At 53.2% G+C, this 24,809-nt stretch carries 30 protein-coding genes, 1 tRNA gene and 2 pseudogenes; 21 read left to right on the forward strand and 12 right to left on the reverse strand.

Features of this window, described 5'->3' with window-relative positions; all coding sequences use genetic code 11:
* Window positions 1–169 precede the first annotated feature (169 nt).
* The 7 genes and pseudogenes from mnmH to ppiB all read right to left on the reverse strand — a co-directional run bounded on the left by mnmH (window position 170) and on the right by ppiB (window position 5,593).
* Entirely contained in the window at window positions 170–1,252 is a 1,083-nt protein-coding gene (gene mnmH / locus P0H77_RS06495) for a tRNA 2-selenouridine(34) synthase MnmH (protein WP_276164098.1), read from the reverse strand.
* Between the two features lie 74 nt (window positions 1,253–1,326).
* A pseudogene (locus tag P0H77_RS06500) lies at window positions 1,327–1,533 on the reverse strand (HTH-type transcriptional activator AllS); the annotation flags it as partial.
* 190 nt (window positions 1,534–1,723) lie between these two features.
* Complete coding sequence (purK, locus tag P0H77_RS06505) at window positions 1,724–2,791, reverse strand: 5-(carboxyamino)imidazole ribonucleotide synthase (RefSeq protein ID WP_276164099.1); 1,068 nt, start codon at window positions 2,789–2,791, stop codon at window positions 1,724–1,726.
* A complete protein-coding gene (gene purE / locus P0H77_RS06510) occupies window positions 2,788–3,297 on the reverse strand; it encodes a 5-(carboxyamino)imidazole ribonucleotide mutase (protein ID WP_276164100.1) in 510 nt (169 codons plus the stop codon). The genes purK and purE overlap by 4 nt, the downstream gene beginning before the upstream one ends.
* 116 nt (window positions 3,298–3,413) lie before the next feature.
* Window positions 3,414–4,253, reverse strand: coding sequence for a hypothetical protein (locus P0H77_RS06515; RefSeq protein ID WP_276164101.1), 840 nt, complete (start codon window positions 4,251–4,253; stop codon window positions 3,414–3,416).
* A gap of 116 nt (window positions 4,254–4,369) precedes the next feature.
* A complete protein-coding gene (lpxH, locus tag P0H77_RS06520) occupies window positions 4,370–5,095 on the reverse strand; it encodes a UDP-2,3-diacylglucosamine diphosphatase (protein WP_276164102.1) in 726 nt (241 codons plus the stop codon).
* Between the two features lie 3 nt (window positions 5,096–5,098).
* The gene (gene ppiB, locus P0H77_RS06525; protein WP_176917503.1) at window positions 5,099–5,593 is read right to left on the reverse strand and encodes a peptidylprolyl isomerase B; all 495 of its coding nucleotides are present in this window, start codon (window positions 5,591–5,593) and stop codon (window positions 5,099–5,101) included.
* A gap of 176 nt (window positions 5,594–5,769) precedes the next feature.
* Here ppiB and cysS point away from each other — a divergent pair, with 176 nt between their 5' ends.
* Window positions 5,770–7,155 carry a cysteine--tRNA ligase gene (cysS, locus tag P0H77_RS06530; RefSeq protein WP_276164103.1) on the forward strand — a complete coding sequence of 462 codons (1,386 nt, stop codon included), beginning with the start codon at window positions 5,770–5,772 and terminating at the stop codon, window positions 7,153–7,155.
* A gap of 156 nt (window positions 7,156–7,311) precedes the next feature.
* Here cysS and P0H77_RS06535 read toward each other — a convergent pair whose 3' ends face one another.
* The 5 genes from P0H77_RS06535 to folD all read right to left on the reverse strand — a co-directional run bounded on the left by P0H77_RS06535 (window position 7,312) and on the right by folD (window position 11,785).
* Window positions 7,312–7,836 carry a metal-dependent hydrolase gene (locus tag P0H77_RS06535; protein WP_276164104.1) on the reverse strand — a complete coding sequence of 175 codons (525 nt, stop codon included), beginning with the start codon at window positions 7,834–7,836 and terminating at the stop codon, window positions 7,312–7,314.
* Window positions 7,837–7,926: 90 nt separating this feature from the next.
* Window positions 7,927–8,943, reverse strand: a complete 1,017-nt coding sequence (malI, locus tag P0H77_RS06540) for a Mal regulon transcriptional regulator MalI (RefSeq protein ID WP_276164105.1) — start codon at window positions 8,941–8,943, stop codon at window positions 7,927–7,929.
* Window positions 8,944–9,003: 60 nt separating this feature from the next.
* Window positions 9,004–10,503: a PTS transporter subunit EIIC gene (locus tag P0H77_RS06545; RefSeq protein ID WP_276164106.1), complete on the reverse strand. Its 1,500-nt coding sequence runs from the start codon at window positions 10,501–10,503 to the stop codon at window positions 9,004–9,006.
* Between the two features lie 201 nt (window positions 10,504–10,704).
* Window positions 10,705–10,917, reverse strand: a complete 213-nt coding sequence (gene ybcJ, locus P0H77_RS06550; protein ID WP_176917509.1) for a ribosome-associated protein YbcJ — start codon at window positions 10,915–10,917, stop codon at window positions 10,705–10,707.
* Between the two features lies 1 nt (window position 10,918).
* On the reverse strand, window positions 10,919–11,785 hold the full coding sequence (gene folD, locus P0H77_RS06555; protein ID WP_276164107.1) for a bifunctional methylenetetrahydrofolate dehydrogenase/methenyltetrahydrofolate cyclohydrolase FolD: 867 nt from the start codon (window positions 11,783–11,785) through the stop codon (window positions 10,919–10,921).
* A 227-nt stretch (window positions 11,786–12,012) separates the two neighbouring features.
* Here folD and P0H77_RS06560 point away from each other — a divergent pair.
* From P0H77_RS06560 to P0H77_RS06655, 20 genes and pseudogenes are all read left to right on the forward strand, one after another.
* Window positions 12,013–12,089: transfer RNA gene (locus tag P0H77_RS06560), tRNA-Arg, on the forward strand.
* Window positions 12,090–12,253: 164 nt separating this feature from the next.
* Window positions 12,254–13,468, forward strand: coding sequence for a tyrosine-type recombinase/integrase (locus P0H77_RS06565; RefSeq protein WP_276164108.1), 1,215 nt, complete (start codon window positions 12,254–12,256; stop codon window positions 13,466–13,468).
* Between the two features lie 143 nt (window positions 13,469–13,611).
* Window positions 13,612–14,568 (forward strand): hypothetical protein, encoded by a 957-nt coding sequence (locus P0H77_RS06570; RefSeq protein WP_276164109.1) that lies wholly within the window; start codon window positions 13,612–13,614, stop codon window positions 14,566–14,568.
* Between the two features lie 115 nt (window positions 14,569–14,683).
* Window positions 14,684–14,881, forward strand: coding sequence for an AlpA family transcriptional regulator (locus tag P0H77_RS06575; protein ID WP_276164110.1), 198 nt, complete (start codon window positions 14,684–14,686; stop codon window positions 14,879–14,881).
* Window positions 14,878–15,324 carry a hypothetical protein gene (locus P0H77_RS06580; protein ID WP_276164111.1) on the forward strand — a complete coding sequence of 149 codons (447 nt, stop codon included), beginning with the start codon at window positions 14,878–14,880 and terminating at the stop codon, window positions 15,322–15,324. The genes P0H77_RS06575 and P0H77_RS06580 overlap by 4 nt, the downstream gene beginning before the upstream one ends.
* Before the next feature lie 5 nt (window positions 15,325–15,329).
* Entirely contained in the window at window positions 15,330–16,052 is a 723-nt protein-coding gene (locus P0H77_RS06585) for a hypothetical protein (RefSeq protein ID WP_346429444.1), read from the forward strand.
* A pseudogene (locus P0H77_RS06590) lies at window positions 16,045–16,376 on the forward strand (ash family protein); the annotation flags it as partial. The gene P0H77_RS06585 and the pseudogene P0H77_RS06590, both read left to right, overlap by 8 nt.
* Before the next feature lie 35 nt (window positions 16,377–16,411).
* On the forward strand, window positions 16,412–16,609 hold the full coding sequence (locus P0H77_RS06595) for a host cell division inhibitor Icd-like protein (RefSeq protein WP_276165062.1): 198 nt from the start codon (window positions 16,412–16,414) through the stop codon (window positions 16,607–16,609).
* On the forward strand, window positions 16,602–16,811 hold the full coding sequence (locus P0H77_RS06600; protein WP_276165223.1) for a hypothetical protein: 210 nt from the start codon (window positions 16,602–16,604) through the stop codon (window positions 16,809–16,811). The genes P0H77_RS06595 and P0H77_RS06600 overlap by 8 nt, the downstream gene beginning before the upstream one ends.
* Entirely contained in the window at window positions 16,804–17,199 is a 396-nt protein-coding gene (locus P0H77_RS06605) for a hypothetical protein (protein WP_276164112.1), read from the forward strand. Before P0H77_RS06600 ends, P0H77_RS06605 begins: the two co-directional genes overlap by 8 nt.
* Window positions 17,196–17,417, forward strand: a complete 222-nt coding sequence (locus P0H77_RS06610; RefSeq protein ID WP_276164113.1) for a hypothetical protein — start codon at window positions 17,196–17,198, stop codon at window positions 17,415–17,417. Before P0H77_RS06605 ends, P0H77_RS06610 begins: the two co-directional genes overlap by 4 nt.
* Before the next feature lie 89 nt (window positions 17,418–17,506).
* Window positions 17,507–18,028, forward strand: a complete 522-nt coding sequence (locus P0H77_RS06615; protein WP_276165063.1) for a hypothetical protein — start codon at window positions 17,507–17,509, stop codon at window positions 18,026–18,028.
* A 139-nt stretch (window positions 18,029–18,167) separates the two neighbouring features.
* On the forward strand, window positions 18,168–18,431 hold the full coding sequence (locus P0H77_RS06620) for a hypothetical protein (RefSeq protein WP_276164114.1): 264 nt from the start codon (window positions 18,168–18,170) through the stop codon (window positions 18,429–18,431).
* Window positions 18,418–21,171, forward strand: a complete 2,754-nt coding sequence (locus P0H77_RS06625) for a DUF927 domain-containing protein (protein ID WP_276164115.1) — start codon at window positions 18,418–18,420, stop codon at window positions 21,169–21,171. Before P0H77_RS06620 ends, P0H77_RS06625 begins: the two co-directional genes overlap by 14 nt.
* Window positions 21,172–21,360: 189 nt before the next feature.
* A complete protein-coding gene (locus P0H77_RS06630; RefSeq protein WP_276164116.1) occupies window positions 21,361–21,819 on the forward strand; it encodes a single-stranded DNA-binding protein in 459 nt (152 codons plus the stop codon).
* Window positions 21,820–21,830: 11 nt separating this feature from the next.
* Window positions 21,831–22,307, forward strand: coding sequence for a ProQ/FINO family protein (locus tag P0H77_RS06635; RefSeq protein WP_276164117.1), 477 nt, complete (start codon window positions 21,831–21,833; stop codon window positions 22,305–22,307).
* A complete protein-coding gene (locus tag P0H77_RS06640) occupies window positions 22,291–23,187 on the forward strand; it encodes a helix-turn-helix domain-containing protein (protein ID WP_346429445.1) in 897 nt (298 codons plus the stop codon). The genes P0H77_RS06635 and P0H77_RS06640 overlap by 17 nt, the downstream gene beginning before the upstream one ends.
* A gap of 304 nt (window positions 23,188–23,491) precedes the next feature.
* Entirely contained in the window at window positions 23,492–24,133 is a 642-nt protein-coding gene (locus P0H77_RS06645; protein WP_276164118.1) for a hypothetical protein, read from the forward strand.
* A 169-nt stretch (window positions 24,134–24,302) separates the two neighbouring features.
* Window positions 24,303–24,476: a hypothetical protein gene (locus tag P0H77_RS06650; RefSeq protein WP_276164119.1), complete on the forward strand. Its 174-nt coding sequence runs from the start codon at window positions 24,303–24,305 to the stop codon at window positions 24,474–24,476.
* Window positions 24,476–24,802 (forward strand): hypothetical protein, encoded by a 327-nt coding sequence (locus P0H77_RS06655; protein WP_276164120.1) that lies wholly within the window; start codon window positions 24,476–24,478, stop codon window positions 24,800–24,802. Before P0H77_RS06650 ends, P0H77_RS06655 begins: the two co-directional genes overlap by 1 nt.
* Window positions 24,803–24,809 lie beyond the last annotated feature (7 nt).

Consider the following 24,809-nt stretch of genomic DNA (forward strand, 5'->3'; position numbering starts at 1 on the left):
ATACCGAAAAAAACTAAAACCGTAAGGGAATTGCAACTATAACGGCTAGTCAATGGCTGGCAAAACAGCACGGCATATAGCACTCCGGTACTGTTAAGTACCATTAACCGCGGCCAAAATAATCACCGCCATACCTTTCAGGCTAATACCCGATGCAGTAAGCGGCGTTTCACCACGCCGCCAGCCACTCCGCCACTTCCGGTCCATTTCCCCTGAACACAATCTTTTCCGCCTTTTTCTCCAGCTGATAGCGGTACATCGGGTCGTAATATTCTTCAAGCAGCGGCACCAGCCAGCGGAAGTGGGCGTCGGTGCTGCCGCTTTCACGCTGGCTGGCAAGGGCGAGTTCCAGTTGCGCCGTCAACTCGGCAAAGCGTTGCAGCCCGAGACGGCGGCGGATGGCAAACAGGCCGTGATGCAGATAGTCGCTGTATTCCTGCCAGCCCTGTTCTTCACCATATGCCTGGGTGAAGTCATGATACATTCGGGTAAAATACTCCTCCCGCAGCCGCTCCAGGCGCAGTTCAAACGGATCGTCTACCACCACTACCGGCGCAACCTGCATCCGCAGCCGCAGGCACTCCGGCAGATGGTTTGCGCCAATCATCTGGCCTTCATCTTCCAGCACCCAGCGCACCGGTTCCTGCTGCGCTTTTTTTAGCAGCGCCACCGCCAGATGATTTTCAAACGTTGCCTGAAAATGCTGCGCCTGCACGGTGCGCCCAAAAGAAGAGCCGCGGTGGTGGGCCAGCCCTTCAAGATCGATCCCGCGGGCATGATCGCGCACATGCTGCGTTTTGCCATTGCCGGTACAGCCGCCAACCAGCACTATCGGATGCTGTACAAGCTCTTCCGTTGCCTGCATAGCCGCCTGACGCAGCGCCTTATAACCGCCGGGGATCAGCGGGTACTCGACGCCGTTATCGCGCAGCCACTGCTGTACGATATGCGAACGTTGCCCGCCCCGTGCGCAGCACAGATAGCCCTGCGGCGCACGTTGAGCGGCGTCAATCCAGCCTGCAATGCGTTGCGCACGCGTTTCGCCACTGACCAGTCGATGACCCAGTTTCAGCGCGGCTTCCGCTCCGTCGCGTTTATAGGTCGTGCCGACCGCGGCACGTTCATTATCAAACATTAACGGTAAATTACGCGCCGAAGGCATCGCGCTGCGCTGGAATTCAACGGGCGCGCGCACGTCAATCAGGGGAGTATCCGCGGCGAGAAGGGCGCGCAGCTGGAGTTCTTGCATCATGAATCAAACACCTTAAACATATTATCCCTCCATTCTACGCTCCTCCGGCGGTGGCAATTTGATTTTTCACCATCTTAACCCTCCAGCGTGGTCAAAAATCCACTGATCTCCGGCTGGCGCTGCTGAAACAGCCTGACAATATCGGTGACGGCTTTACCACAATGGTGAGTATGCCAGGCCAGGCTCAGCGGAGACGGCGGACGCATGGAAGGAATGGTGCAACTCACCAGCGCCTGCTGGTCAATCAGCGGCTGGCAGAGCGAGCGGGGCAAAAAACCAATGGCTCCAGGGTAGCTGCTCATTATCGGTCACCCCAATCGCAAGCGCAGCGCCGCCGGGCATGGTGGGTAACGACTTTTGCCGGGTGGCGGCTTCGCCTTACCCGGCCTACAACGTTTTTGTAATCAGCGGGTTACGTTGACCGTAGGCCCGCGCAAGCGAAGCGCCGCCGGGCATGGAGGGCAACCTGCCTTACGCCAGTTTCCCCTGTGCCCAGGTCAACCCGCTGGCATACTCTGGCGGTAATAGCGGCATCAACGCTTCCAGGGTAGCGCTGAGGCGATCCGTATCGCTATCATTAAGATTAAGATGCCCTACCTTACGGCCCGGGCGCACCTCTTTGTCGTACCAGTGCAGATGGACCAGCGGCAGCTTCAGCCAGGCGTAATTCAGATCGGTGCCAATCAAATTCACCATCACCGACGGACTATTAATCACCGGCTGCGGTAGCGGCAGATCGGTGATCGCCCGTAAGTGCAGTTCGAACTGACTGATGGACGCGCCGTTCTGCGTCCAGTGGCCGCTGTTGTGCACGCGCGGAGCCAGTTCGTTGATCAGCAACCCGCCTGGCGTAACAAAACATTCCATCGCCATCACGCCGACATAATTCAGTTCGTGAAGGATGGCGGAAAGCATGGTTTCCGCCTGCGCCTGCTGCTCAGCATTCGCGCGGGGAAACGCCACGCTGGTGCGTAAAATACCGTCCTGATGCAGGTTATGCGTCAGCGGATAAAACACCGTGGCCCCGTCGTGCCCGCGGGCGCCGACCAGCGACACTTCGCCGCTAAAGTTAATGCCCTGCTCAACGATGCATTCGCCGTAGCAATCATCCGGTAACTGTGCCGTCTCTGCCGCGCGTAAACGCCACTGCCCGCGCCCATCATAACCGCCGACCCGGCGCTTAACGATTGCCAGCTCGCCGAGACGGGCAAAAACCTCCGGCCATTCGTCGCGATTCGCCAGCAGCTGCCACGGCGCGGTCGCCAGACCAAGTTTATCGAACAGCTGTTTTTGCGTCAGGCGGTCGGCGATAACCGGAAACACGTCGCGATTCACAAACGCCGGATGACGCGCCAGTTCGCGGGTCAGGGCGGTCTCCGGCCAGCGTTCGATTTCAGCGGTGATCACGCTTTGCGCGAACGGCACCGCCTCCGGCTCGGCATCCAGCCCGACCGGCCATACCGCGATGCCCAGCGGCTCACCGGCCTGACGCAGCATGCGGCCAAGCTGACCGTTGCCCAGAATACAAACCTGCTTCATGCCGCACCCCGCGGGTCCGGATTCTCCAGCACCTCGTCGGTCTGCGCCTTACGCCACTCGACCAGACGCTGATGCAGTTCGGCATCATGCTGCGCAAGAATTTGCGCCGCCAGCAGAGCCGCATTCGCTGCGCCTGCTTTACCAATCGCCAGCGTACCCACCGGAATGCCGCGCGGCATCTGGACAATCGAGTAGAGGCTGTCGACGCCGCTTAATGCCGCGCTCTGTACCGGCACACCCAGCACCGGCACCAGCGTTTTTGCCGCGATCATCCCCGGCAGGTGCGCCGCACCGCCCGCGCCCGCAATAATCACCTGATAGCCGTTCTCCTCTGCGCTTTCGGCAAAGCTAAACAGCTTATCGGGGGTGCGGTGGGCGGAGACAACTTCAACATGGTGCGGGACATTGAGCATTTCGAAGATTTCGGCGGCGAACTGCATGGTAGCCCAGTCGCTTTTGGACCCCATCACGATGGCGACACGCGCCGGGTTATTGCGGGAAGACATGCGTCTGAAAACTCCTGTGGGTGTGCTGCACAGACTGCTAAGGCCACAAAGAATAGCATGGAAAAACGGCAAGGAAAACGGTTGCGTCGTGATGGCAAGGCGTATCGTTATGGATGTCAGCCTGCACCAGACAAGTATATTGTATCGCTTACTTCAGCTATCCCTGCTTTCTCACGCATCGCCGTCATGACGGTAAGAAAGTCTTCCTCGGTTATTTCATTTCCCTGTTCAATAATTATTGAATAATCATCGAAGCCTATTTTAAATCGTTTGTCAGGCAGAATGTGCAAGGTCAACTCAAGTTCTTTGTAAAGAAGAACGTTAAAGTGGCGAGGGGTAACAGAAAAAGAGTCCGCGTGGAAGAAACTATCGGTGAGCGGAATACTATAGGTATCAGAAAAGAATGTTGGTGTGATGATGAGTTTTCCAGAATCAAATCCAAGCGATATTTTATTACGCAAGCGAATTATATTCACCAAAATAATAAATCCAATGGGCGCAGCGAAAAACCCGAGGATACTGGTGGGCGTGAAAAAATTGACCACGCCAAAACTGAAGAGGGTACAACCACCGATGAACGGTGTTTTCGTGGCATAGCAACACTGGGTGGTAACCTGCGGGCTACTGGCCGAACCTTTCCACTCCGTCAGGTTACGGAAACGCAGCTGCGCGTTTCTGCGCAGGAGTCCGTATAGCATTAGCGTGCTAAAAGGCAACATCACAATACCTGCAATCAGGAGTACCACAAAGGAGGTTTTGCGAAAGCGGGGCATCGCTGCTACCGCAACGAGCGATGTGATAAAAACAGTGTTTAAAAGGTAGCTGAATAAAACAAGTAGATAAAATGATGAGCCATAGTAGGCGTAAACAGGATAGTAATTGGCGGCAATATAAACGATAAAAACAAAAATAGCGCAAATAAGATAACCAAGTGTAAACGCTGAATTCTCTCGCACGATCGCACCTCCTTATGCAATAAGTAAAAGCATACGCTTTTCATACGACGAGCGAAAGCGATAATAGAGAGAGACTTTTTCTATTACATCGTAATAAGCCGATTTTAAAAGCGAGATTAGCTAAAAGGGAAGTGGATTAACTCAACGCCCTCCGGCGTCACTTTTACCATCGATCCTTCACAGTGCCAGGCACCTAACACCACGCGACACGCAGGCTCATCATTCGCCGTAAGGTGATGAACGGCGGGGCGATGCGTATGACCGTGGATCATCCACTGTACGCGATGGCGTTCCATCGCCTTGACCACCGCCTGCGGATTAACGTCCATGATCTCCAGCGATTTGGTGGAGTTTGCCGCCTTGCTGTTGGCGCGCATTTTCGCGGCGATCCGCTGGCGCACAAACAGAGGAAGGGCCAGAAACAGTTTTTGCAGCCAGGGCTGGTGAACTTTGGCCCGAAACGCCAGATAGCCCGCGTCGTCGGTACACAGCGTGTCGCCGTGCAGGATCAACACCTTGCGGCCATACAGATTGAGGACTTTTTCTTCCGCCAGCAGGATCATGCCGCTTTCGCGGGCAAAGCGCTTGCCGAGCAGGAAATCGCGGTTGCCGTGAATGAAATAGCAGGGTACGCCGGAATCAACCAGTGGTTTGATCGCCGCGGCGATTTCGCGATGCAGCGGCACCGGGTCGTCATCGCCAATCCACGCTTCAAACAGATCGCCGAGAATATAAAGCGCGTCGGCTTCGCGGGCATCACCTGCTAAAAAACGCAGAAAACCGGCGGTGATCGCCGGTTCTTCGGTACATAAGTGCAGATCTGCGATAAAAAGTGTTGCCACCAATTACTCGCTAACGTCCACGCTTTCAATGATCACGTCTTCTTTCGGCACGTCCTGATGCATACCGCTGCGGCCAGTGGAGACGCCTTTGATTTTCTCAACCACGTCCATGCCTTCAACCACTTCAGCAAAGACACAGTAGCCCCAGCCCTGCAGGCTTTCGCCGGAGAAGTTCAGGAAGTCGTTATCCGCGACGTTAATAAAGAACTGAGCCGTTGCAGAGTGCGGAGCCTGAGTACGGGCCATCGCCAGCGTGCCACGGGTGTTTTTCAGACCGTTGTTGGCTTCGTTTTTGATCGCTTCTTTGGTTTCTTTCTGACGCATACCAGGTTCAAAACCGCCACCCTGAATCATAAAACCGTTGATTACACGGTGGAAAATGGTGTTGTTATAGAAACCTTCGCGGCAGTAGTCCAGGAAATTTTTAACTGTTTCAGGCGCTTTGTCATCAAAGGTTTTGATTACGATATCGCCGTGATTAGTGTGGAATGTAACCATTTTTGCATCCTGTTCCGTTATAGTAGTGCGTTGACCCGACAGCGGGTCACAGCCAGAGGCATGTTATAGCATAAGCGAGGGGTTCGATCATCCCGCAAAGTGTGCTGCTTCATCGCCAAATTATAGGTATCATACGGCCTTTACGATCCATACACGTCTACTACATGGAATCTTCGATGTTAAAAATTTTTAATACTCTGACGCGCCAAAAAGAGGAATTTAAACCTATTCATGCCGGGGAAGTGGGCATGTACGTGTGTGGTATCACCGTTTACGATCTCTGTCACATCGGCCATGGACGTACGTTTGTCGCTTTCGACGTGGTCGCACGCTATCTGCGTTTTTTAGGTTTTAAGCTGAAATACGTGCGTAACATCACCGATATTGACGACAAAATCATCAAACGCGCTAATGAAAACGGCGAGAGTTTTGTCGCGCTCGTTGACCGGATGGTGAAGGAAATGCACACCGATTTCGACGCGCTGAATATCCTGCGCCCGGACAGCGAACCGCGCGCCACCCAGCATATTCACGAAATCATTGAAATCGTCGAGCGCCTGATCCAGCGCGGCCACGCTTACGTGGCGGATAACGGCGACGTCATGTTCTCCGTCGAAACCGATGCGGATTACGGCAAGCTGTCGCGTCAGGATCTGGATCAGCTCCAGGCGGGCGCACGCGTTGAAATCGCTGACGTAAAGCGTAATCCGATGGACTTCGTGCTGTGGAAAATGTCCAAACCGGGTGAGCCAAGCTGGACCTCGCCGTGGGGCGAAGGGCGTCCGGGCTGGCACATCGAGTGCTCGGCGATGAACTGCAAGCAGCTGGGGTCGCATTTTGATATCCACGGCGGTGGGTCGGATCTGATGTTCCCGCATCATGAAAATGAAATCGCTCAGTCGACCTGCGCCCATGACGGCGAATACGTTAACTACTGGATGCACTCCGGGATGGTGATGGTTGACCGCGAGAAGATGTCGAAATCGCTCGGCAACTTCTTTACCGTGCGCGACGTGCTGAAGTATTACGACGCCGAAACCGTGCGTTACTTCCTGATGTCCGGCCACTACCGTAGCCAGCTTAACTACAGCGAAGAGAACCTCAAGCAGGCGCGTTCGGCGCTGGAGCGCCTGTATACTGCGCTGCGCGGAACGGACGCATCGGTTGCCGCCGCAGGTGGCGAGGCGTTTGAAGCGCGCTTTGTCGAGGCGATGAACGACGATTTCAACACGCCGGAAGCCTACTCGGTGCTGTTTGATATGGCGCGCGATGTTAACCGTCTGAAAACGGAAGATGCTCAGGCCGCCAACGCCCTGGCTGCGCATCTGCGTAAGCTCTCCGCCGTGCTGGGCCTGCTTGAGCAGGATCCGGACGCTTTCCTGAAAAGCGGCGCGCAGGCTGACGATGGTGAAGTCGCGGAAATCGAAGCCCTGATTCAACAGCGTCTGGATGCCCGTAAAGCGAAAGACTGGGCGGCGGCAGATGCGGCGCGCGATCGCCTTAATGAGATGGGTATCGTGCTGGAAGACGGTCCGCAGGGAACCACTTGGCGTCGTAAATAAGTCCGGGGGACACATGCCGGATGGCGACGCTGGCGCGTCTTATCCGGCCTACAAAAGTCAACACACCGCCTTCAGCGCACGAATACTGTAGGCCGGGTAAGGCGAAGCCGTCACCCGGCATTTACACCGCAACAGGCAGGCTTACACCACCCCTCGTTACCGTCTGCGCCACCACCACAGCCCCCCTGCCAGCACCACACCCGGCAACCACACCCACATCAACTCTGACACAATAACCTGATGTCCGTAAGGCGTGGTATAGCGTGACAGCGCGAACGGCGCGACCTTAATCACCTGCCACGGTGCGAAAAAGCGTTCATCTGACCACGGCCACAGCCAGCCGACGCCTTTACCGCCGGTAGTGACCGAATCCAGCAAGCTATGCGACAGCAGCGATACGGTGAGAAATAACCAGCAGCGCACCAGTCCGGCCTTAAACCATCGTCGCCCGGCCAGCACGCAGAGCAGCGGCACCACAAAAGCAAAAAGCAGGGAATGGGTAAAGCCGCGGTGACCGAACACATTGCCGTAAGCAACGCCGAAGTGAAAAGAAAGGACATCTGCATCCGGCAGCATAGCGAGTACCACCCCGGCGAACAGCAGACGCGGCGGGATAATGCGTAACCCCAGTCCAGCGCCCAGACACAGAGGAACGGCGGCATGAGTAATGATGGTTGGCATAACGGCTTATCCGCAACGTGATAATCTGCCCGTTATACGTCTGTCAGACGGAGATGTACAGGAGGCGCGCTGGACATCACTCTGAAAATCTCAGGCCGACTCGCGCACCACCAGTTGCCCGGAAAGCGTAACGCGCTGATTAAGCAGCTCCGGCTCGTTGATTTTACGGATCATCAGCGTTGCGGCCTGGCGTCCCGACTCTTCGCTGGCAGAGGAAACATAGGTAAAGGAGGGCGAGGTCAGATTTACATGCAGCATATCTTCAAATCCCAGCAGCGCCACCTGCTGTGTCAGAAACACATCTTTACCTACCGTGCGTCCGACCTGATGAATACCGTTTATACAACCGATAATGGCGTCCGGCGAATGGCAGAGCAGGGCAGTGATGGTGTTGTTATTTTCCAGTAAATGTCGGGTGGCATTACTGACGGCGCGGGTGTCTTCGCTACAGGCGGCAACCGCTTCATCGCGATACACCATCCCGCTTTGCGTCAATGCGCTGCGAAAACCCAATAGCCGTTGTTGGCGAATGCGATCGTTCTCTTTGCCGCCAACATACGCGATGCTGCGATGCCCGCGCTCAATCAGGTAGCGCGTGGCGAGCGTGGCCGCCTGACGGTTGTCGCGCATCACCAGATTGCACTCTTCCTCCAGTAGCGACTGCGACACCACCACCAGCGGCAGCGGACAATGGCGGATTTGCGAGGGCAGTTTTGCTGAAATCGTGTCAGACGAGAGATAGATAACGCCCGCCACACCCTGTTGTTTAAAAGAGAGCAGACAGCGTTCCAGATGCTCGCCGTCGTTGAGCGGCTGACCGAGAAACACCATAAACCCCTGCTTCTCCAGCTCCTGCACGATGCTGGCCATCACTTTGATCGAGTAGCTGTCGCTGAAGTCACGCAGAATAAGGCCGATCAGATTCGAGCGGTTTGCGCGCAGGTTGGCCGCCGCCACGTTATGCACGTAGCCCAGCTTGTTGATGGCGACGTGGACCTTTTCGATCGTCGCGCTGGAAATTTTCCCTTTCTGACGCAGCACCAGAGAAACGGTGGAAACAGAGACGCCTGCTTCTCGTGCGACATCAATAATACTGACCTTCTTCAAGTCTGCTCCCTGAAATCAGCTGCCAGGCCTCCTGAAACGGCTCAGGAGGCGAGGCTATCATCATTTGCCCATCATCGACGACATCGTTTGTGCGATAAATTGCGCGCGAGCACCAAAAATAATCTGCACGCCCTTATCACCGACGTAGACCACACCGCGCGCGCCTATGCCGTTAAGCCCGTCTTTATCAACCATATCGCCTTTCGCCACTTCCAGGCGCAGGCGGGTAATACAGGCTCCGACAGAATTGATATTCTGCTCGCCGCCAATCAGACCGATAATTTCCGAGGCCAGCTCTTCGTCTGTTTTTGCGCTGGCATCCGCGGTGACTTCCGTACGTCCCGGCGTTTTAACATCAAAGCGGCGGATCACAAAGCGGAAGGTGAAGTAATAGATCAGCGCCATCGGCACCCCAACGATAATCGCATTGAGGAAGTTGGTCTGATAACCGTTAAACGAGGGCAGTATACCAAACGAGATGTAGTCGATAAGCCCGGCAGAGAACGATTTTGCGATGTGCGCATGGAGTAAATACATGCACATATACGAAAGACCGGCCATGATGGCGTTAAACACATACAACACCGGCGCGACAAAAATAAAGGTAAATTCGACCGGCTCGGTGATCCCGGTCAAAAAGCAGGTTAAGCCCGCGGAGAACAGGATACCCGCCGCGATTTTTTTGTTGCGGGTATGCGCCTCCTGATACATCGCCAGACAGGCGGCGGGCAGGGCAAACAGCATCAGCGGGAACTCACCCTGCATAAATTTACCGGCGTTCTGATAAGAATCGCTGCTAAAGGATTTTACGCCATCTTCCAGCATTTTGAACCAGATAGTCTGGTCGCCGTGGATCACCTGACCGGCCTGGGTCGTGTAATCGCCGAAGGAGTACCAGAACGATGGATACCAGATATGATGCAGACCCAGCGGGATCAGCGCGCGCTCGACAAGCCCAAAAATAAAGGTCGACGCAGCCTGATTATCGCCGTTCACAATGACCGACAGGGCATCAATCCCCGCCTGGATATGCTGCCAGACATAAGGCAGCAGCAGGCCCATAAGAAACGACAAAAACGCGGTAGCGATGGCCACAAAACGCTTACCCGAGAAGAACCCGAGAAACTCCGGCAGCTGCATGGTATGGAATTTGTTATAGCACCACGCCGCGAGGATCCCGCAGATCAGCCCGCCAAAGACGCCCATTTGCAGTGTCGGAATGCCGACGACCATCGCATATTTACCGCCCTGCGACGCCATTTCCGGCGTAATGGACAGCATGGTACTGATGGTGATGTTAGTAACGAAGACCGAGACTGCCGCTGACAACGCTGCGATACCCGATTCCGACGCCAGTCCCACGGCCGAACCAATAGCGAACAGCATGGGCAGGTTATCAAAAATGACCCCGCCCGCGTTCATCATCAGCGGCAGATGGAACTTGTCCCCGAACGCCAGCAATAAGCCGGCCGCTGGCAACAGTGAAATTGGCAGCATTAATGCGCGACCAATCATAGAGAGCTTTGAAAGCGATTTTACAAACCCTGATATCAGACTCATGCTGACTTCCCCCGGTGTTGGCACCTTACGCGCCCGATCTTTTATTATGTGAGTATAACGTTTTAGTAGAACGTTCTACTTATCGTGTGAGATCGCAGTAAAACTGGCAACAGAAATTTCGTCGCCAGTCAGAGGAAATCGTAATTCTTTGAAGTGGATCGAATAATGAGCCCTTATGACTCAGGGCTTTTAAGGAAAGGCTTAGGCAGTAACCGTCACTTTTTGCCCGTCAAAAGCGACGGTCTGACCGGCCACAATCTTGCAACGCTTGCGCGTTTCTACCGCGCCATCAACGGTCACCTGGCCTTCAGCGATGACAATTTTTGCCTGCGCGCCGCTTTCGCTCCAGCCTTCCAGTTTCAGCAGATCGCACAGTTCAACGTGCGGGTGTTTCCCTAATGAGAATGTAGCCATCTTACGCGACCTCCACGTCGTGATACTCTTCACAAGCCTGTAATGTATTTTCGATCAACGTCGCCACGGTCATCGGGCCCACGCCGCCCGGAACCGGCGTGATAAAAGAGGCGCGTTCGACGGCGTCTTCAAACACCACATCGCCAACCACTTTACCGTTTTCCAGACGGTTAATACCGACATCAATCACGATAGCGCCTTTTTTAATCCACTCGCCGGGAATAAAACCGGGTTTACCGACGGCGACGATCAGCAGATCGGCATGTTCAACGTGATGACGCAGATCGCGGGTGAAACGGTGGGTCACCGTGGTGGTGCAGCCAGCCAGCAGCAGCTCCATACTCATCGGACGACCGACGATATTGGACGCGCCAATCACCACCGCGTTCAGACCGTAGGTGTCAATGTTATAACGCTCCAGCAGCGTCACAATACCGCGCGGCGTGCAGGGACGCAGACGCGGCGCGCGCTGGCACAGCCGGCCAACGTTGTAAGGATGAAACCCATCGACGTCTTTGTCCGGACGAATACGCTCCAGTACCTTTACATTATCGATGCCGGCGGGCAGCGGAAGCTGTACCAGAATACCGTCGATCGCGGTATCGTTGTTCAGCTTATCAATAAGCTCAAGCAGCTCCGCTTCACTGGTGGTCGCAGGAAGATCGTATGAGCGGGAGATAAAGCCCACTTCTTCACATGCTTTGCGTTTACTGCCGACGTAAATCTGTGACGCCGGGTTACTGCCGACCAGCACCACGGCCAGACCCGGAGCGCGTTTTCCGGCTGCGATGCGAGCCTTCACTTTTTCCGCAACCTCAGAGCGCACCTGCTGCGCAATCGTTTTACCATCAATAATCGTTGCTGCCATCAGAGAAAGGATTCCATCTGTCACAATACATAAGGGGGATGGTTATATTTTGTCAGAAGCGTGGCGTGCTGTCAGTCTTCGTTTTTGATATTCGTCACTTTTTGCCGGGCGGGTGCAGGCAGGGCGCTTATTTACCGAGCATCCGGTTGTAAAGCCATTGACTCAGCAGGCATTGACCGTATAATTCCACGCGTTTCACCTACCGCGAAGCTATCTCGCTTCTCAGTGCGCCCTTAGCTCAGTTGGATAGAGCAACGACCTTCTAAGTCGTGGGTCACAGGTTCGAATCCTGTAGGGCGTACCATTCTCACTTCTTCCAATGTCTACCAGAGTCTACAAATTCCAGTAAATACGTACTATAGCCATAAATTTCATTATCTCACGGTCTACTATTGTCTATTGAAATCCACACCATAATGGGGGCATCATTGGGGGCATTCCTAGGTTCAAGAAAGTCGATGCCCCCGAATGAAACTTACTGCTACTGAAATCAAGGCCGCAAGGCCAAAAGAAAAGGCTTATAAACTTTCCGATGGCGGGGGCATGTACCTTGAGATTTTCCCCAACGGCACGAAAAGCTGGCGCTTAAAGTATCGCATCGGTGGTAAGGAAAAGCGCGTTGTGTTCGGCGTCTATCCGACTGTCACTCTCGCAGAAGCCAGGGCTAAACGCGATGAGGCGAAAAGAATGCTTGCTGCTGGTGGCGATCCGGGCCAAGAGAAGCAGGCAGATAAACAGGCAAAGGCTATGGCTGTTGCGAACAGTTTCGAACGCCTGGCGCTGGAATGGCATGAGCACAAACGTCTTAACTGGTCAGTCGGTTATGCCAGCGATATCCTGGAATATCTTAAAAAAGACATCTTCCCGTATATCGGTACCCGTTCGATTACCGATATTAAACCGGCTGAGATGTTAGCTGTGCTACGCAAAATGGAACAACGAGGCGTTCTGGACAAGCTCAAAAAGACCAGACAGGCATGCCGTCAGATATTCACTTATGCAGTTATCACCGGCAGGGCGGAGAATAATCCTGTTGTGGATCTAGCCAGTGCTTTAAAGGCACCAAAGCAAAAGCACTATCCTCATCTATTGCTTGAGCAAATTCCTGGATTTCTTCGGGCACTCGACGACTACAGCGGCAGTATGGTGACTCGCAATGCTACCCATCTGCTAATGCTTACCGGTTTACGCACTATCGAGTTGAGGGTTTCAGAGTGGACTGATATCGATTTCGAGAAGGGCATATGGAATATCCCGGCAGAGCGGATGAAGATGCGGAGACCACATATTGTTCCGATCACGAGCCGCGTAAAAGAGCTTCTGGAGGAGGTACACCAGCTTACCGGACGCGGGAAATATGTCTTCCCTGGCAGGAACGACGCAGGTAAACCGATGAGCGAGGCTAGCATTAACCAGGTGATTAAGCGCATTGGTTACGACGGAAAGGCAACAGGCCACGGTTTCCGCCACACCATGAGCACCATTTTGCACGAGCAGGGCTACAACACTGCATGGATTGAAACGCAATTGGCTCACGTAGATAAAAACTCTATCCGGGGAACGTACAACCATGCTCAGTATCTGGATGGCCGCCGGGAGATGCTTCAGTGGTATGCCGACTATATGGATTGCCTGGTACAGGGAGAGAATGTGGTTCACGGCTCGTTTGGCAAAGTCTCATGACTGGACGAATAGACAGTATCTGTATACCGTAGTAGACTTATTTAGACGAACAAAGAATAGGCTATGTCTAGGCTGATCCCCGAAAATCCGTACACCTCTGCGGGCTGGCATAGCCGCCATAATCAGAGGGCGTGAGGTGGCGTATGGCACAAAGTAAAATATTAAAAGTAAAGAAATGGGTTGATCTTAATGAAGCAGCAGAGAGATTATCCTTATCGCTAGAAGAACATATCAATGCGTTAGACTTAATGGAATTAGCCTTGGATGAAGAAGTTATACTTTCTGTAAAATTTCCACGAAATGAACTTTTTTATATTAGAGAGGTTGCCGAGTGTGAATGTAAGTATGTCGATGACTTAGAAAAAGATTTTAAATTTCATCTCTTCGCTTTTAAAAAAGAAAAAGCGTCTAAGCAAGAAGTTGAAAAAATGCGAAGTGATTTCATAATGGACCATTACCAACGTTATGTACAAGCAGCTAAGAAAAATGGTGCTGATGAAAAATATTTATCCTACGATTATTTCATGAATGAACTCATGTCAATTAAGTGGGGTAATGTTGGAAATGTTGAAATCATGGAAGAGTTCGTTTATGAGTTGCCTCTTATTGGTGCTGAAAAGCTTCATATAGAAAAATTGGTTGAGATAAATAACGAGAGACACCCTGGTACCCTCACTAGTCTGGATAGTGTTTTTTTAAAGAGTAAGAGTGGTAAATATTATATCCTTAACGAGCGGTTTAAAGAAGAATCAGAATCATTATCAGATAAAGCACCTGAATCGCTAGAGCATATTTTGAATAAAAATAAATACTGTTATTTTCCTGCTGGAGAGTTACCAGAGGGGGTGATTGTTGGTATGGCTCCGATAGACTTGGCTGAATTTGAAAGAAAGCTTTCCAGTTCAGATAAAGAATTATCATTAGAGTTGGCAGTAAAGGTGTTAGGTGCCGTATTAAAAGAAGTTACAACTAAAGCAAAAAAATGGACTCAAGATGATTTAGCTTCAACTATAGATGAGAGAGGAATTCCAGGACTGCGGAAAAGAGTCGTGAATGGGGCTTTTTCATACGCAAATAAATCATTTAAATCAAACGGTTAATTTTGTTTTCTGAATTTTGATTTTGCATGCAATGCAAATTTCCGTCGTTTTGTCATCCTATTCCCTGAGTTCCAATGGTGTCCACATATGACGCCTAACATACATCAGGGGATATATGGCTGTTAACTTAATACGAATGTCTGAAGTACTTAACCGTACCACCTACGGTAAGTCTTGGATTTATAAGCTGATATCGCAAGGTCGCTTCCCAAAGCCTGTAAAAATAGGTGAGCGATCAATTGCTTTTATTGAAAGTGAAATCGATGAGTGGATCAAACAGCGTATCGCTGAATCACGTGGTGAGGTGGCGTGATGAAAATAAAAAACGCCCGTGCCACCGAGCGTCATACTGAACAAACCGGAACCGCTGCGCATTTAAGTATTGCTGGTGCTCATAATAACCAGCAGGTCGCAGCAAAGCCAGTGTCCAAGAAGCATAAAGCGCGCGTTCTTATCCTGCGTTCTGGCACAACCGGCATCACTGAGAACGAGATCCTGCTTTACTGCCGCCTGTCCTCTGGCCGGAACTACCTTACAGAGCTGGAGCGTTGCCTCGATATTCATTTTGAACGTATCGACGAGCCTAACCCTGATGGAATCGGTAGCCATTACCGTTACCGCTTTATTAAGCGCTCAGACGTGCAGAAGGTGATCGCCCTCGTTAATACCATCGCAGTATCTAAAGGTCACCAGCCCCTCAACCAGATGGACGTTGAAGGCATTCTGAACCTGTACCCGGACAACGCCGCCGAATAAGGAAAATGATGATGAAAAATAATATGACCTTAGCCGGTCAGGGCCTCGCTCACCCTGCAGCCAGCCAGAATGACATTTTAATTAATCATAAGTCCGAGCCGCGCATTGATTCCCGCGTCATTTCCGAGCGTGCCGGAATACAGCATGAAAGTCTGGGCGCGACGATTAAATCGCACCAGGCCAGATTACGTGAACTGGGATCGCTGCCCCGTCAGTCCCTCAAAGAATTACCCGATTTGAAATCGGGAAAAGCCGGTCGAAAGCGCGGGCGCCCTGAGATCAGCTATCTGCTGAATGAGCCCCAGCTCGATTATCTGCTGCGTATCATCCGCGGGCGTGACCCTGAGCGTATTAACCAGTTCAAGCTGGATGTCACTAAGGCATTCACCTGTCGCCGTGCCACCCAGCCGGTACGCCGTGAATACCTCCCCGGTTATCACGAAAGCCGTGACGGTCTGAAAGCTTTGGGCGCGCAGCGTCACCACTACATCAATCTGGCGCGTGCTGAAAACCGTGTTGCTGGCCTGTCAGATGGCGAACGCGGCTTAGCAGATGCGCAGCAACTGGGCGTATTGATCGTTATGCAGAAGATTGAGCAGGCCGCCTTCCAGGAAGCGATTAACAATGGCATGACCCCTACAGATGCGGTGCGAGAGGTGGCTAAGCGTATGGAGGCGTTCGCCAGCCTTATGAGCGGCAACGCCACTATGGGAGTAGCCCATGCGTAAAAATGCCTTAAATCAAGTTTTGCACCCTCTGCACAAAAAGGGCTTGCTGTTTGTCCCTAACCAGGTTTATGTTTATAGCGTACCAGCAAAATCTGGTACCGGGATTGGCGTCCCGGAAATTCTGAAGGCGACATATGACGCGCCAAGCGTCTTTTTTTATGTCGTTGGTCTGACTCACCTTTTTTTGGGCGTTGGTGTATAATCCAGCGCCTTTCAAGAGCAATGGTGGCTCAGGCAGGGGCTTCTTCGGAAGCGCCGGTATCCTTCAGAGCCGGTTACGCCAACCCTGTCTGGGCTACCACCCGTGAAATTGGCGTTTCCGGTGGTAGCGTTATCCGCTATCTGAAGGAGGCTGCCAAATGTTGGCTACTACCCCTACCCCAAATTCGCAATTCATCTGGATTATCGCCGCTGTTCGCCGCGATTGTCCGACAATCAAACCTATTATCCACCATGTCGCTGCTGAGACTGAGCGTGATGCTCGTCGTTCTCTGGTGCGCGATCACGTCTGCTTCTTTGCTGGCCGCATCTCTATGCAGGGGGTGTGTCATGATTAAGACCTACGATCTACCTCAAGATCCGGCTGGGCATTCAGCCAAGCTCATTTCATTGGCAATGTTGATGGATGAAGTGCTGAAAGGTAACGCTGATAGCCGTGATGAATACCTGGCCGTTCTCATCTCTCTCTTCGAGGTGTACGCCCGCGACTTACACAGTTTGCTAGAGGGTCATGCGCTACCGGGGGTGACCCATGCTTAAACCTTCGCATAAATCCCGTATTCCGGCTGCTATGAAGTCCATTGAACAGGCTTCTGCCGTTCTAATCGCCATCAGTCATTCTGTCGAGAACATGGAGCCCTGCGATATTTCTGACGCCATTGATGCTTGCTCGGGGCTGATCAATCCCCACCCAGCAGAGATTGATGTCGAGGCGATGTTATCCCGTGAGCATGCATACCCTGACAGCTTCACTCTGGCAGAACGCAAAGCGGAGAGACTGACTCGCGCTCGCCTCGGTATTTCGCACGTCATGACTGAATTAATCCCTCTTCTTGATGATGATAAGGGCGCAGAGATTTATTGCTGGCTGAATAAGGTACTGACGCTGGTTGATATAGCCATTATTGATGAGGAGACGAAGGTATGAACAGGCTACAGCTGAATGATGCCACCTGCCAGGTAGAGCAGGCACAGGTTGTTTTATCCATGTGGCTGGAAAGCACCACAAAGAATTCCCATCCCGATTTGCCTCGTCTTATCGGTTCCGTTCTCACGCTGTTGCATGGCGTACCGCAGGCAATGGAAGACGCAGAGAGCCAGCTGGCTGATTACTTGATGCGTGAACACCAGGAGGGCAAGGCATGAGCAACGTTCTGTCATTTCCTGAAAAGTCGGGGAATCCCGGCTTTACCAGCATAGAGGCTACGCCGGATGGTATCCGGCTTGATAACCGGCTGGTGGGCTACACCACCGCGATCCGTCAGCTTGATACCGGGCGCTTTGATACCTCGCTGAGCGACGGTCTGCACGTATCAGCAGAGATTCAGCTTGGTCATAACCGTGGCTGGTTCAGACCCACCGATGAACAAATAGCGCTCACCTGGCGCTGGATTGTGTCCTGCCTGTTTATCTGTGAGCAGCGGCAGGAAAACGGCACTGTGGATGTGATGAACGAGGAGGGCGGAGTTGACCGGGCGGTGATCTATGCCGGAGAGCAGGGCGGCCTAAGCGTTTACCCGGCGACAGAACGGTTCTCACTGGCGAACCATATCGAGGGGCTGGCAATTGAAAAATATGGCGTGGAAACAGGACTGCCGCTGGCTGTGAAGATGTATCAGGGCATGACCGAAGTGGATCCCCATAGCGGGGCGCTGCGATTGTCACAAATGGGGCGTGAAGGGCTGACAATGCTTCACGATGGGTTTATTGAAACACTGATGGAAGAAGGCATTCCACCAGCTCCAATAGCGCACTGAGGAAATGAAAATGAAAGAGCAAAACGAAGCGCTATCAAGCCACGCAGATGATGCGATCAGCTCACAGTTGGCGGAACGCATAGCAAGGCTTTGCGGTGCTGTGTGGGTCGAAAATGTGGCTTTGTCAGGTACCGAATCGATGATAATCACTACGCCAGAGGGGCGCACAGTGGATACGCCGCTGAAACCCTCAGATGTCGGCGCTCTGATTGATGCCTATCTGTTACCGGTTATGAAGCTGGTACACAAAGAGTCGTGGAAGCTGACTACTCTGGCCGAACTCGAACTATGGCAGAACGAGGACTGGACGCTCTCTGATTACGGCATTGCCAAATGGAACATGCTGGTGAATTACATCGCTACGCATATCGACAACGTGGGGTATGGCGATGCGAAACATTGATGTGATCCGCCAGGTAGCTGACGCAGCAGCTGGTCGCTGGCCGGACGTGCTCTCGTTGATGGGGATTGATGTTCCTGCCTCACCCCGGGCGCATGTGGCCTGTCCTGCCTGTGGTGGCAAGGATCGCTTTCGCTTCGATGACGACGGGCGCGGCGCGCACTTCTGTAACTCCTGTGGTGCTGGCGACGGGCTGGAGCTGGTGAAGAAGGTTAACAGCTGCGACGCCACCCGAGCCGCGCAGCTGGTGGCTGACGCTCTGGGGATTGATGTACACACCCTGCATACCATCCCCGGTAAGGATAATTCCCAGCTTCAGCAGAAACAGGCTGAACGCCGGGCGGTGCTGGCGCAGCAGCAGGCGCAGGAACAGACGGCACAATCTGCCCGCTTCTCCTCGAAACTCGAGGCGCTGGGGGCTCAAGCACAGCCTGGTGAGTGTGCTTATCTATCTGGCAAGGGACTGACTGGATTTACTTATCCGATCCTACCAGACGGTGCCCTGCTACTGGTGCTGGAAAATGAGTCTGGCATCGCTGCTGCCGCACAGACTATTACAGAGCGGGGAGAAAAACGCTTACTGATCGGTTCAGCGAAAAAGGGCGCATATCATGTCATTAATCCCACTCAATCGCCGCAGATGGTGATTATCGGCGAAGGGTTGGCAACTGTCCTTTCCGTTCACCTGATGCGCCCAGACGCGCTGGCAGTGGTTGCCATTGACGCGGGAAATCTGCTTCCCGTGGCGCAGGTGATGCGCCAGCGGTATACGCAGGCACAGATCGTCATTGCCGCCGACAACGATATTAAGTCTGACGAGCCGAACGCCGGTAAGGATGCCGCTGAGAAAGCCGCTACTGCCATCACGGGGCTGGTAGCGCTACCGCCTGGTGACCACAAGGCCGACTGGAACGACTACCACCAGCAGCACGGGCTGGCGAACGCCATCGCCGCTTTTAACGACTCGCTATACCTGCCGCAAGGAGAGAAAGTGACTGCGCCAGCGGAAGTAATTGCGATCGGCTTTCATGCCAATCAGAAACCAAACGTGCAAAAACCATACGTGAATCTACGTCACGGTGGTCTTTATTGGATCGAGCCTAAGTACAACAAGGACACCGGTGAGACTGACGAAAAGGAAACGTGGTTGTGCGATGAACTGGCGACGGTAGGGATTGGCCAGGACGGACGTGAAAGCTATCTGGTAATCCGGCTCCGTCCTGAGGGTAGCGCGGCGGTAATGTTTGAAGCGGTTCCGCGCCGTGAGGTCGGGCAACCTGCTGGATGGGCCCGATTGCGATCTCGCGGGGTAAACATCACAACCCGTAAATCCCTGCTCGATATCCTGGGGGATTACCTCCAGCGGCATGGCGAGCGTACTCAGTGGACTATCACGCAGACCGCTGGCTGGCACTGTGGTGCTTACGTCATGCCAGACGGGGAGATTGTCGGCACTCCTGATATGCCGGTTGCGTTCAGTGGTGGCACATCAGCGGTGGCGGGCTATGTAGTGCGTGGCAGTGCGAAACAATGGCGTGATAACGTGGCGGCGCTGATGCGAGGCAATCAGTCAATGATGCTGGGCGCGCTGGTGGCGTTTGCTGCCCCGCTTAATTCATTGGCGGGCGGATCCTGCTTCGGCATTCACCTGTTCGCTCAGTCATCGGCAGGCAAGACCACGACGGTGGAGGCAGCGTCGAGCATCTATGGCGTGCCCGACATGCTGAAACTTTCATGGTTTACCACCGCCTATGGGATGACGGTCGAGGCCGCATCACGCAATGACGGTTTCCTGCCAATCGACGAGATCGGCCAGGGCGGTGACGCACGGCAGGTATCTACCAGCGCTTACACGCTGTTTAACGGTGTGGGCAAGGTTCAGGGAGCCAAAGAGGGCGGTAACCGCGCGGTGCTGCGATGGACAGTGGCCGCATTAAGCACTGGTGAAGAGGATTTCGAAACCTTCATGCTTAAAAGCGGACTCAGCCCAAAAGCTGGGCAACTGGTGCGCCTGGTAAGTGTGCCATTCGTTGATACGGTGGAGTTCAACGGCATGGATGATGGCGATCAACATTCCCGGGCCATTAAGCGTGAGGCAGCACGTTACTGCGGGTCTGTCGGACGTGAGTGGATCGCGCTTCTGGCAGCAGATAAAGAATCCGCCATCAGGATAGTTAATGCGCGTGAAGAGGAGTGGATAGGCAGCCTGCCAGAAGGGGCGTCACCACAGGTTAAGCGTGTGGCTACCCGCTTTGCGCTACTGGATGCCGCCGCCACGCTGTCAGCGCCCCTTACAGGGTGGAGTGCCAGCGAGTGTAGTACTGCTGTTCGCCAGAGCTTTAACGACTGGCTGGATAGCTACGGCCTGGGTAACCGTGAAAAGCATCAGGTGATTACGCGAGCCCGTGACTTCATCCAGCGATATGGCCTATCACGCTTCCAGCCTTATGCCACAAGTAAAGTAAACGGAAATATGGATGAAACCCACGCCCAGCGCATCCTGAACCTTGCCGGGTATCTGGTTGACGGCCGCCGGGAGGATGGGCGTAAGGAGTACCACATCATCCCATCTGTGTTCGAAGCGGAGATCCTGTGTGGCATCCAGAAGAAACTGGGAGGTGAGGCGCTGGAAGATGTTGGGATGCTGGTCCGCAAGGAGAAGGGCCGCTTGGACAGTCGCACTATCAGCATTAACGGCACTCAGCAGCGGTTTGTGGTTCTGGTGGATGTGGAAGAAGACTAAGCCAGCCAGTAACAAATCCCTTATACGCGCGTAAATGGCTGGGATAAGTGGGGTAACGGGATAACTTGATAGTGATTGCTTATATAACAGTAAGTTAATGCTTTTAAGTTTATCCCAATGTATCCCAGGTTATCCCGCAACACAGCTTAAAACGAGCCTATTTATCTCTTGAGCATGAGGGTTTCACCCATGACAGCACAAATTTCAGCATACGGGCGGCTGGTGGCGGATGTGCAGAGCCGCACGACCAACAACGATAAACCGATGGCATTTACCCGCATGGCGGTGACGCTGCCGTGCCAGAAAGCAGAGAATGGAGAGTCCACCTTCTGGCTTGCGATTACTGCGTTTGGCAAACAGGCCGAAGCGCTGGCGAAGCATCAGAAGGGCGACATGGTAAGCGTTGCGGGCAATATGCAGGTGAATCAGTGGACGGGTAATGACGGTGGCACACAGACCGGATATCAGGTGATCGCCGACAGCGTGATCAGTGCCAGAACTGCGCGCCCAAGAGGGAAGAAGGCCCAGCTAGGACAGGCAACAGCCGCGCCTCAGTATATGGGGGCTGGTGGCCCTGCCTCACCTCACGCGCAGGGTTATGAGGATTACGACCAGACCCCGCCTTATGACGATCAAGTGCCGTTTTGAGAATGCCGAAAATGAATAAACATCAACGTCCCGTATTGAGCCTGAAACGCTCCACAACAGGCGCATTGGTAAAACCATCCGCTAACACGGCATCAACAGAGAAAACGGCTCACTCAGGCGCTGGCGTAGCGACAGATACAAAGCGTAGCCGCCACAACCGCAGAAAACTGGAACTGCTGTTAACCCACTGGCCTGCAGCGTTCAGCCTGGACGCGCCGCGCCCCCTGGCAATTGGCACTGCCGAGCTGATAGCCGCCGATATGTGCGCCCGGGGAATTACCGGCGCGGGCAAGATCAGGGCTGCTGTTGCGATGTACACCCGGCGCGCAACCTATCTGAAAGCATTGGCCGCTGGTGGGTCGCGTTATAACCTCGCAGGGGAACCAGAAGGAGAGGTTACGCCGGAGCAGCAGCGACTGGCGCGAGAAAACCTCTCGACCATGAACGGCAAGATTACGGCAGGGGGTGATCATGCGCCTGACGCCTGAACAGAAAGCGGAGATCATCCGCCTTAAACGTCGGGGCCTTGGGTATGGCCGCATTTCCGGTGAGCTGGGTATCAAAACCACTACGGTGCGCGCCGTCTGTAAGCGTAGCGGCCTGTTTGATGACAACCCGGCCCACGCCGCGCTGTTTACCATCCCGGAGCCGGTACACAGCTGTGAGCTGGCGACCGTGAAGCCGCTACCGCCGCGAAACGTGGTGACCGGGCATAAACAGACCGACGCTTACCTTTGGGTGCTGGAGGTGATTCAACTGAATGAACCGGCGCACCTGGCCGCCACTGAGGAAGCCCTGAAGAAGCTGACCATCAATCCGAAAGACGCAGAGAAGCGCTACCGTGACTGGCTTGTGCTCAACGGCGCTGACCTACTCAACGTGGCATTCGGCACTATGTTTATGGACGACCCGCAGCACTTCATCCGCCGAGCAAAGGAGGGGATCGCCAGTGCCCGCCAGGTAAGGGCGCATTACGGCAGCTATGATGCCGCGATGGAGCCGGTGGCCGCAGAACTGCTGATTGACCAGTCGGCGCTGCTGGTGGCTGACGACTTCGGCATGACAGAGGAGGAGGCATCCAGCGGCTCTATATCTGGCGCTGATCGTTACTTTGAAGTCGAGGATGTCCGCATGGTAGCGCAGGATGGATTTAGCGACGTTCTGCCAGACCCGCACACCCTTTCTGATGTTGTACGTGAGTTTGAATACTGGGACTGGCTCTATCGTATGCGTAACACTGCCAGCAAAGAGCTGGGGTGGACGTATGGGGCGGAGCACAGACAGGAGGTTTACGATCGGGAGGACTGGCTCGATGGTAAGTTGGCAACCTGCGCCCACGCCACCAGCGCGAGGCGGTGGATGTGTTGAAATGGCTGCTACAGAGTGAGCGGCACGATGGCAGGGACGAGTTGGACGAAATCCTGATTAACTTGGTGGGAAGGGATACAGACAATGGATAATGAAAAACAATTATGGGATATGCTGGTCAAAGAAGTGGAGGTTAACTAAAGCCGCAATAGGTACATACTATCGCATTGGATTAGCTGAGCCTGGTGGCGAGGATTTCAGGTTTAAAACGAAGTGATTACCACTTAGAGAGCGGACGTTTTTATTGCCATAGGACGGCTCATGACAATATGATTATTTTCACCAATACTAAAGGGATAAAGGTATGAACAAGTTACTCGCCGCATTAGTCTTTGCCTTTCTACCACTCTCCGTAATGGCTGCTAAAGCTGACTTCATCGCCGCTCAAAGCGAAGTAAGAAACCTGATGAAAGACCCTGACAGCACTACATTCAGAAACTTGAGAGGCATCATTAACTCTCAAGGAGTCAAATATGTATGCGGTGAAGTGAATGCTAAAAATTCATATGGCGGCTACGTGGGCTATAAGCCTTTTGCGTTCAAAGATGGTCATGTCTCAATCGATGGAGACTACAGAACATCTGAAGACCTGGAGTTTTTCTCTCTGTCCGGTTGTGGCGGCGCTGACTTAGAGAAGATGGCAATGGCTAATAAACAGGCAAAAGTTGGCTGTGAAGTTACTTGGGGCCAGATAACTGACGTGGTGCTTTTCAATATGTCACCAGAAAGCGCAGCTGATAATGCCATCGCCAAGATAAAACTTAAAAATCCAGCACTGGACGCGCAGACCCAGCGGGCTATGCGCGCTCAATCGATCGCATCCATACAGGCAACAGTCAGTAACAAAGAGTTTGTAGATAGCGTTAAGAAGAACACAACTGCGACAAAGGAAGCCTTTATGAAACAGTGTGTGAGCACCACTTCCCAGACTCTCTCCGGCATGTGACAACTCACAAATCGCGATCCTTAAGACAGAAAACCTCGTTTATACGAGGTTTTTTATTGTCAAAATTTTAGAGCAAAACAATAAATATTTATTTCATAAAATGGTATAATGATATTAATCGTTTCAATTTTTGCAACTATAGTTCTTGTGTAGATCCCAGGAGGTGATTATGTCTAAACAGTCAGTTAAGCCAGTCCTGCTAAGTGAGATACAGATTCAGGCAATCCGAAAAATCCAGGAGCAGCATCGCCAGCAGTCTGGTATCGGTGTTACGCCAACTATTCATGAAATCGCACGTGGTTTGATGGATAAAGCGATCGCTCAGATAGCTCAGGAGGCATAGTGGAGCAATTACAACGCCTTGCATGCGTTATTGCGGAAACGCATATCCGGGATCTGAAACGCAAAAATGGTAATGCCCTAATCAGCAACGCCGGTAATCAAGGAGAAGTTAATAGAGATCAGCTTGCCTCCGGTCTGGTGGATAACTGCCTTTATGCGGCCAGGAATATGGCGTGTGGGGATTTAGAGCGCGAATCTTACGCGATGCTGTGTGAAATGATCTCCCTGACCGGCCGGGAATATACAATCACAACACATGGGGAAGCTGTACTCGAAAGTATGCACCGCCATGCTCTTTCAAAGCCAGTTAAGCGAATTAATCACTAGCAGGGGG

It is taken from the genome of Superficieibacter sp. HKU1 (assembly GCF_029319185.1).
Lineage (GTDB): Bacteria > Pseudomonadota > Gammaproteobacteria > Enterobacterales > Enterobacteriaceae > Superficieibacter.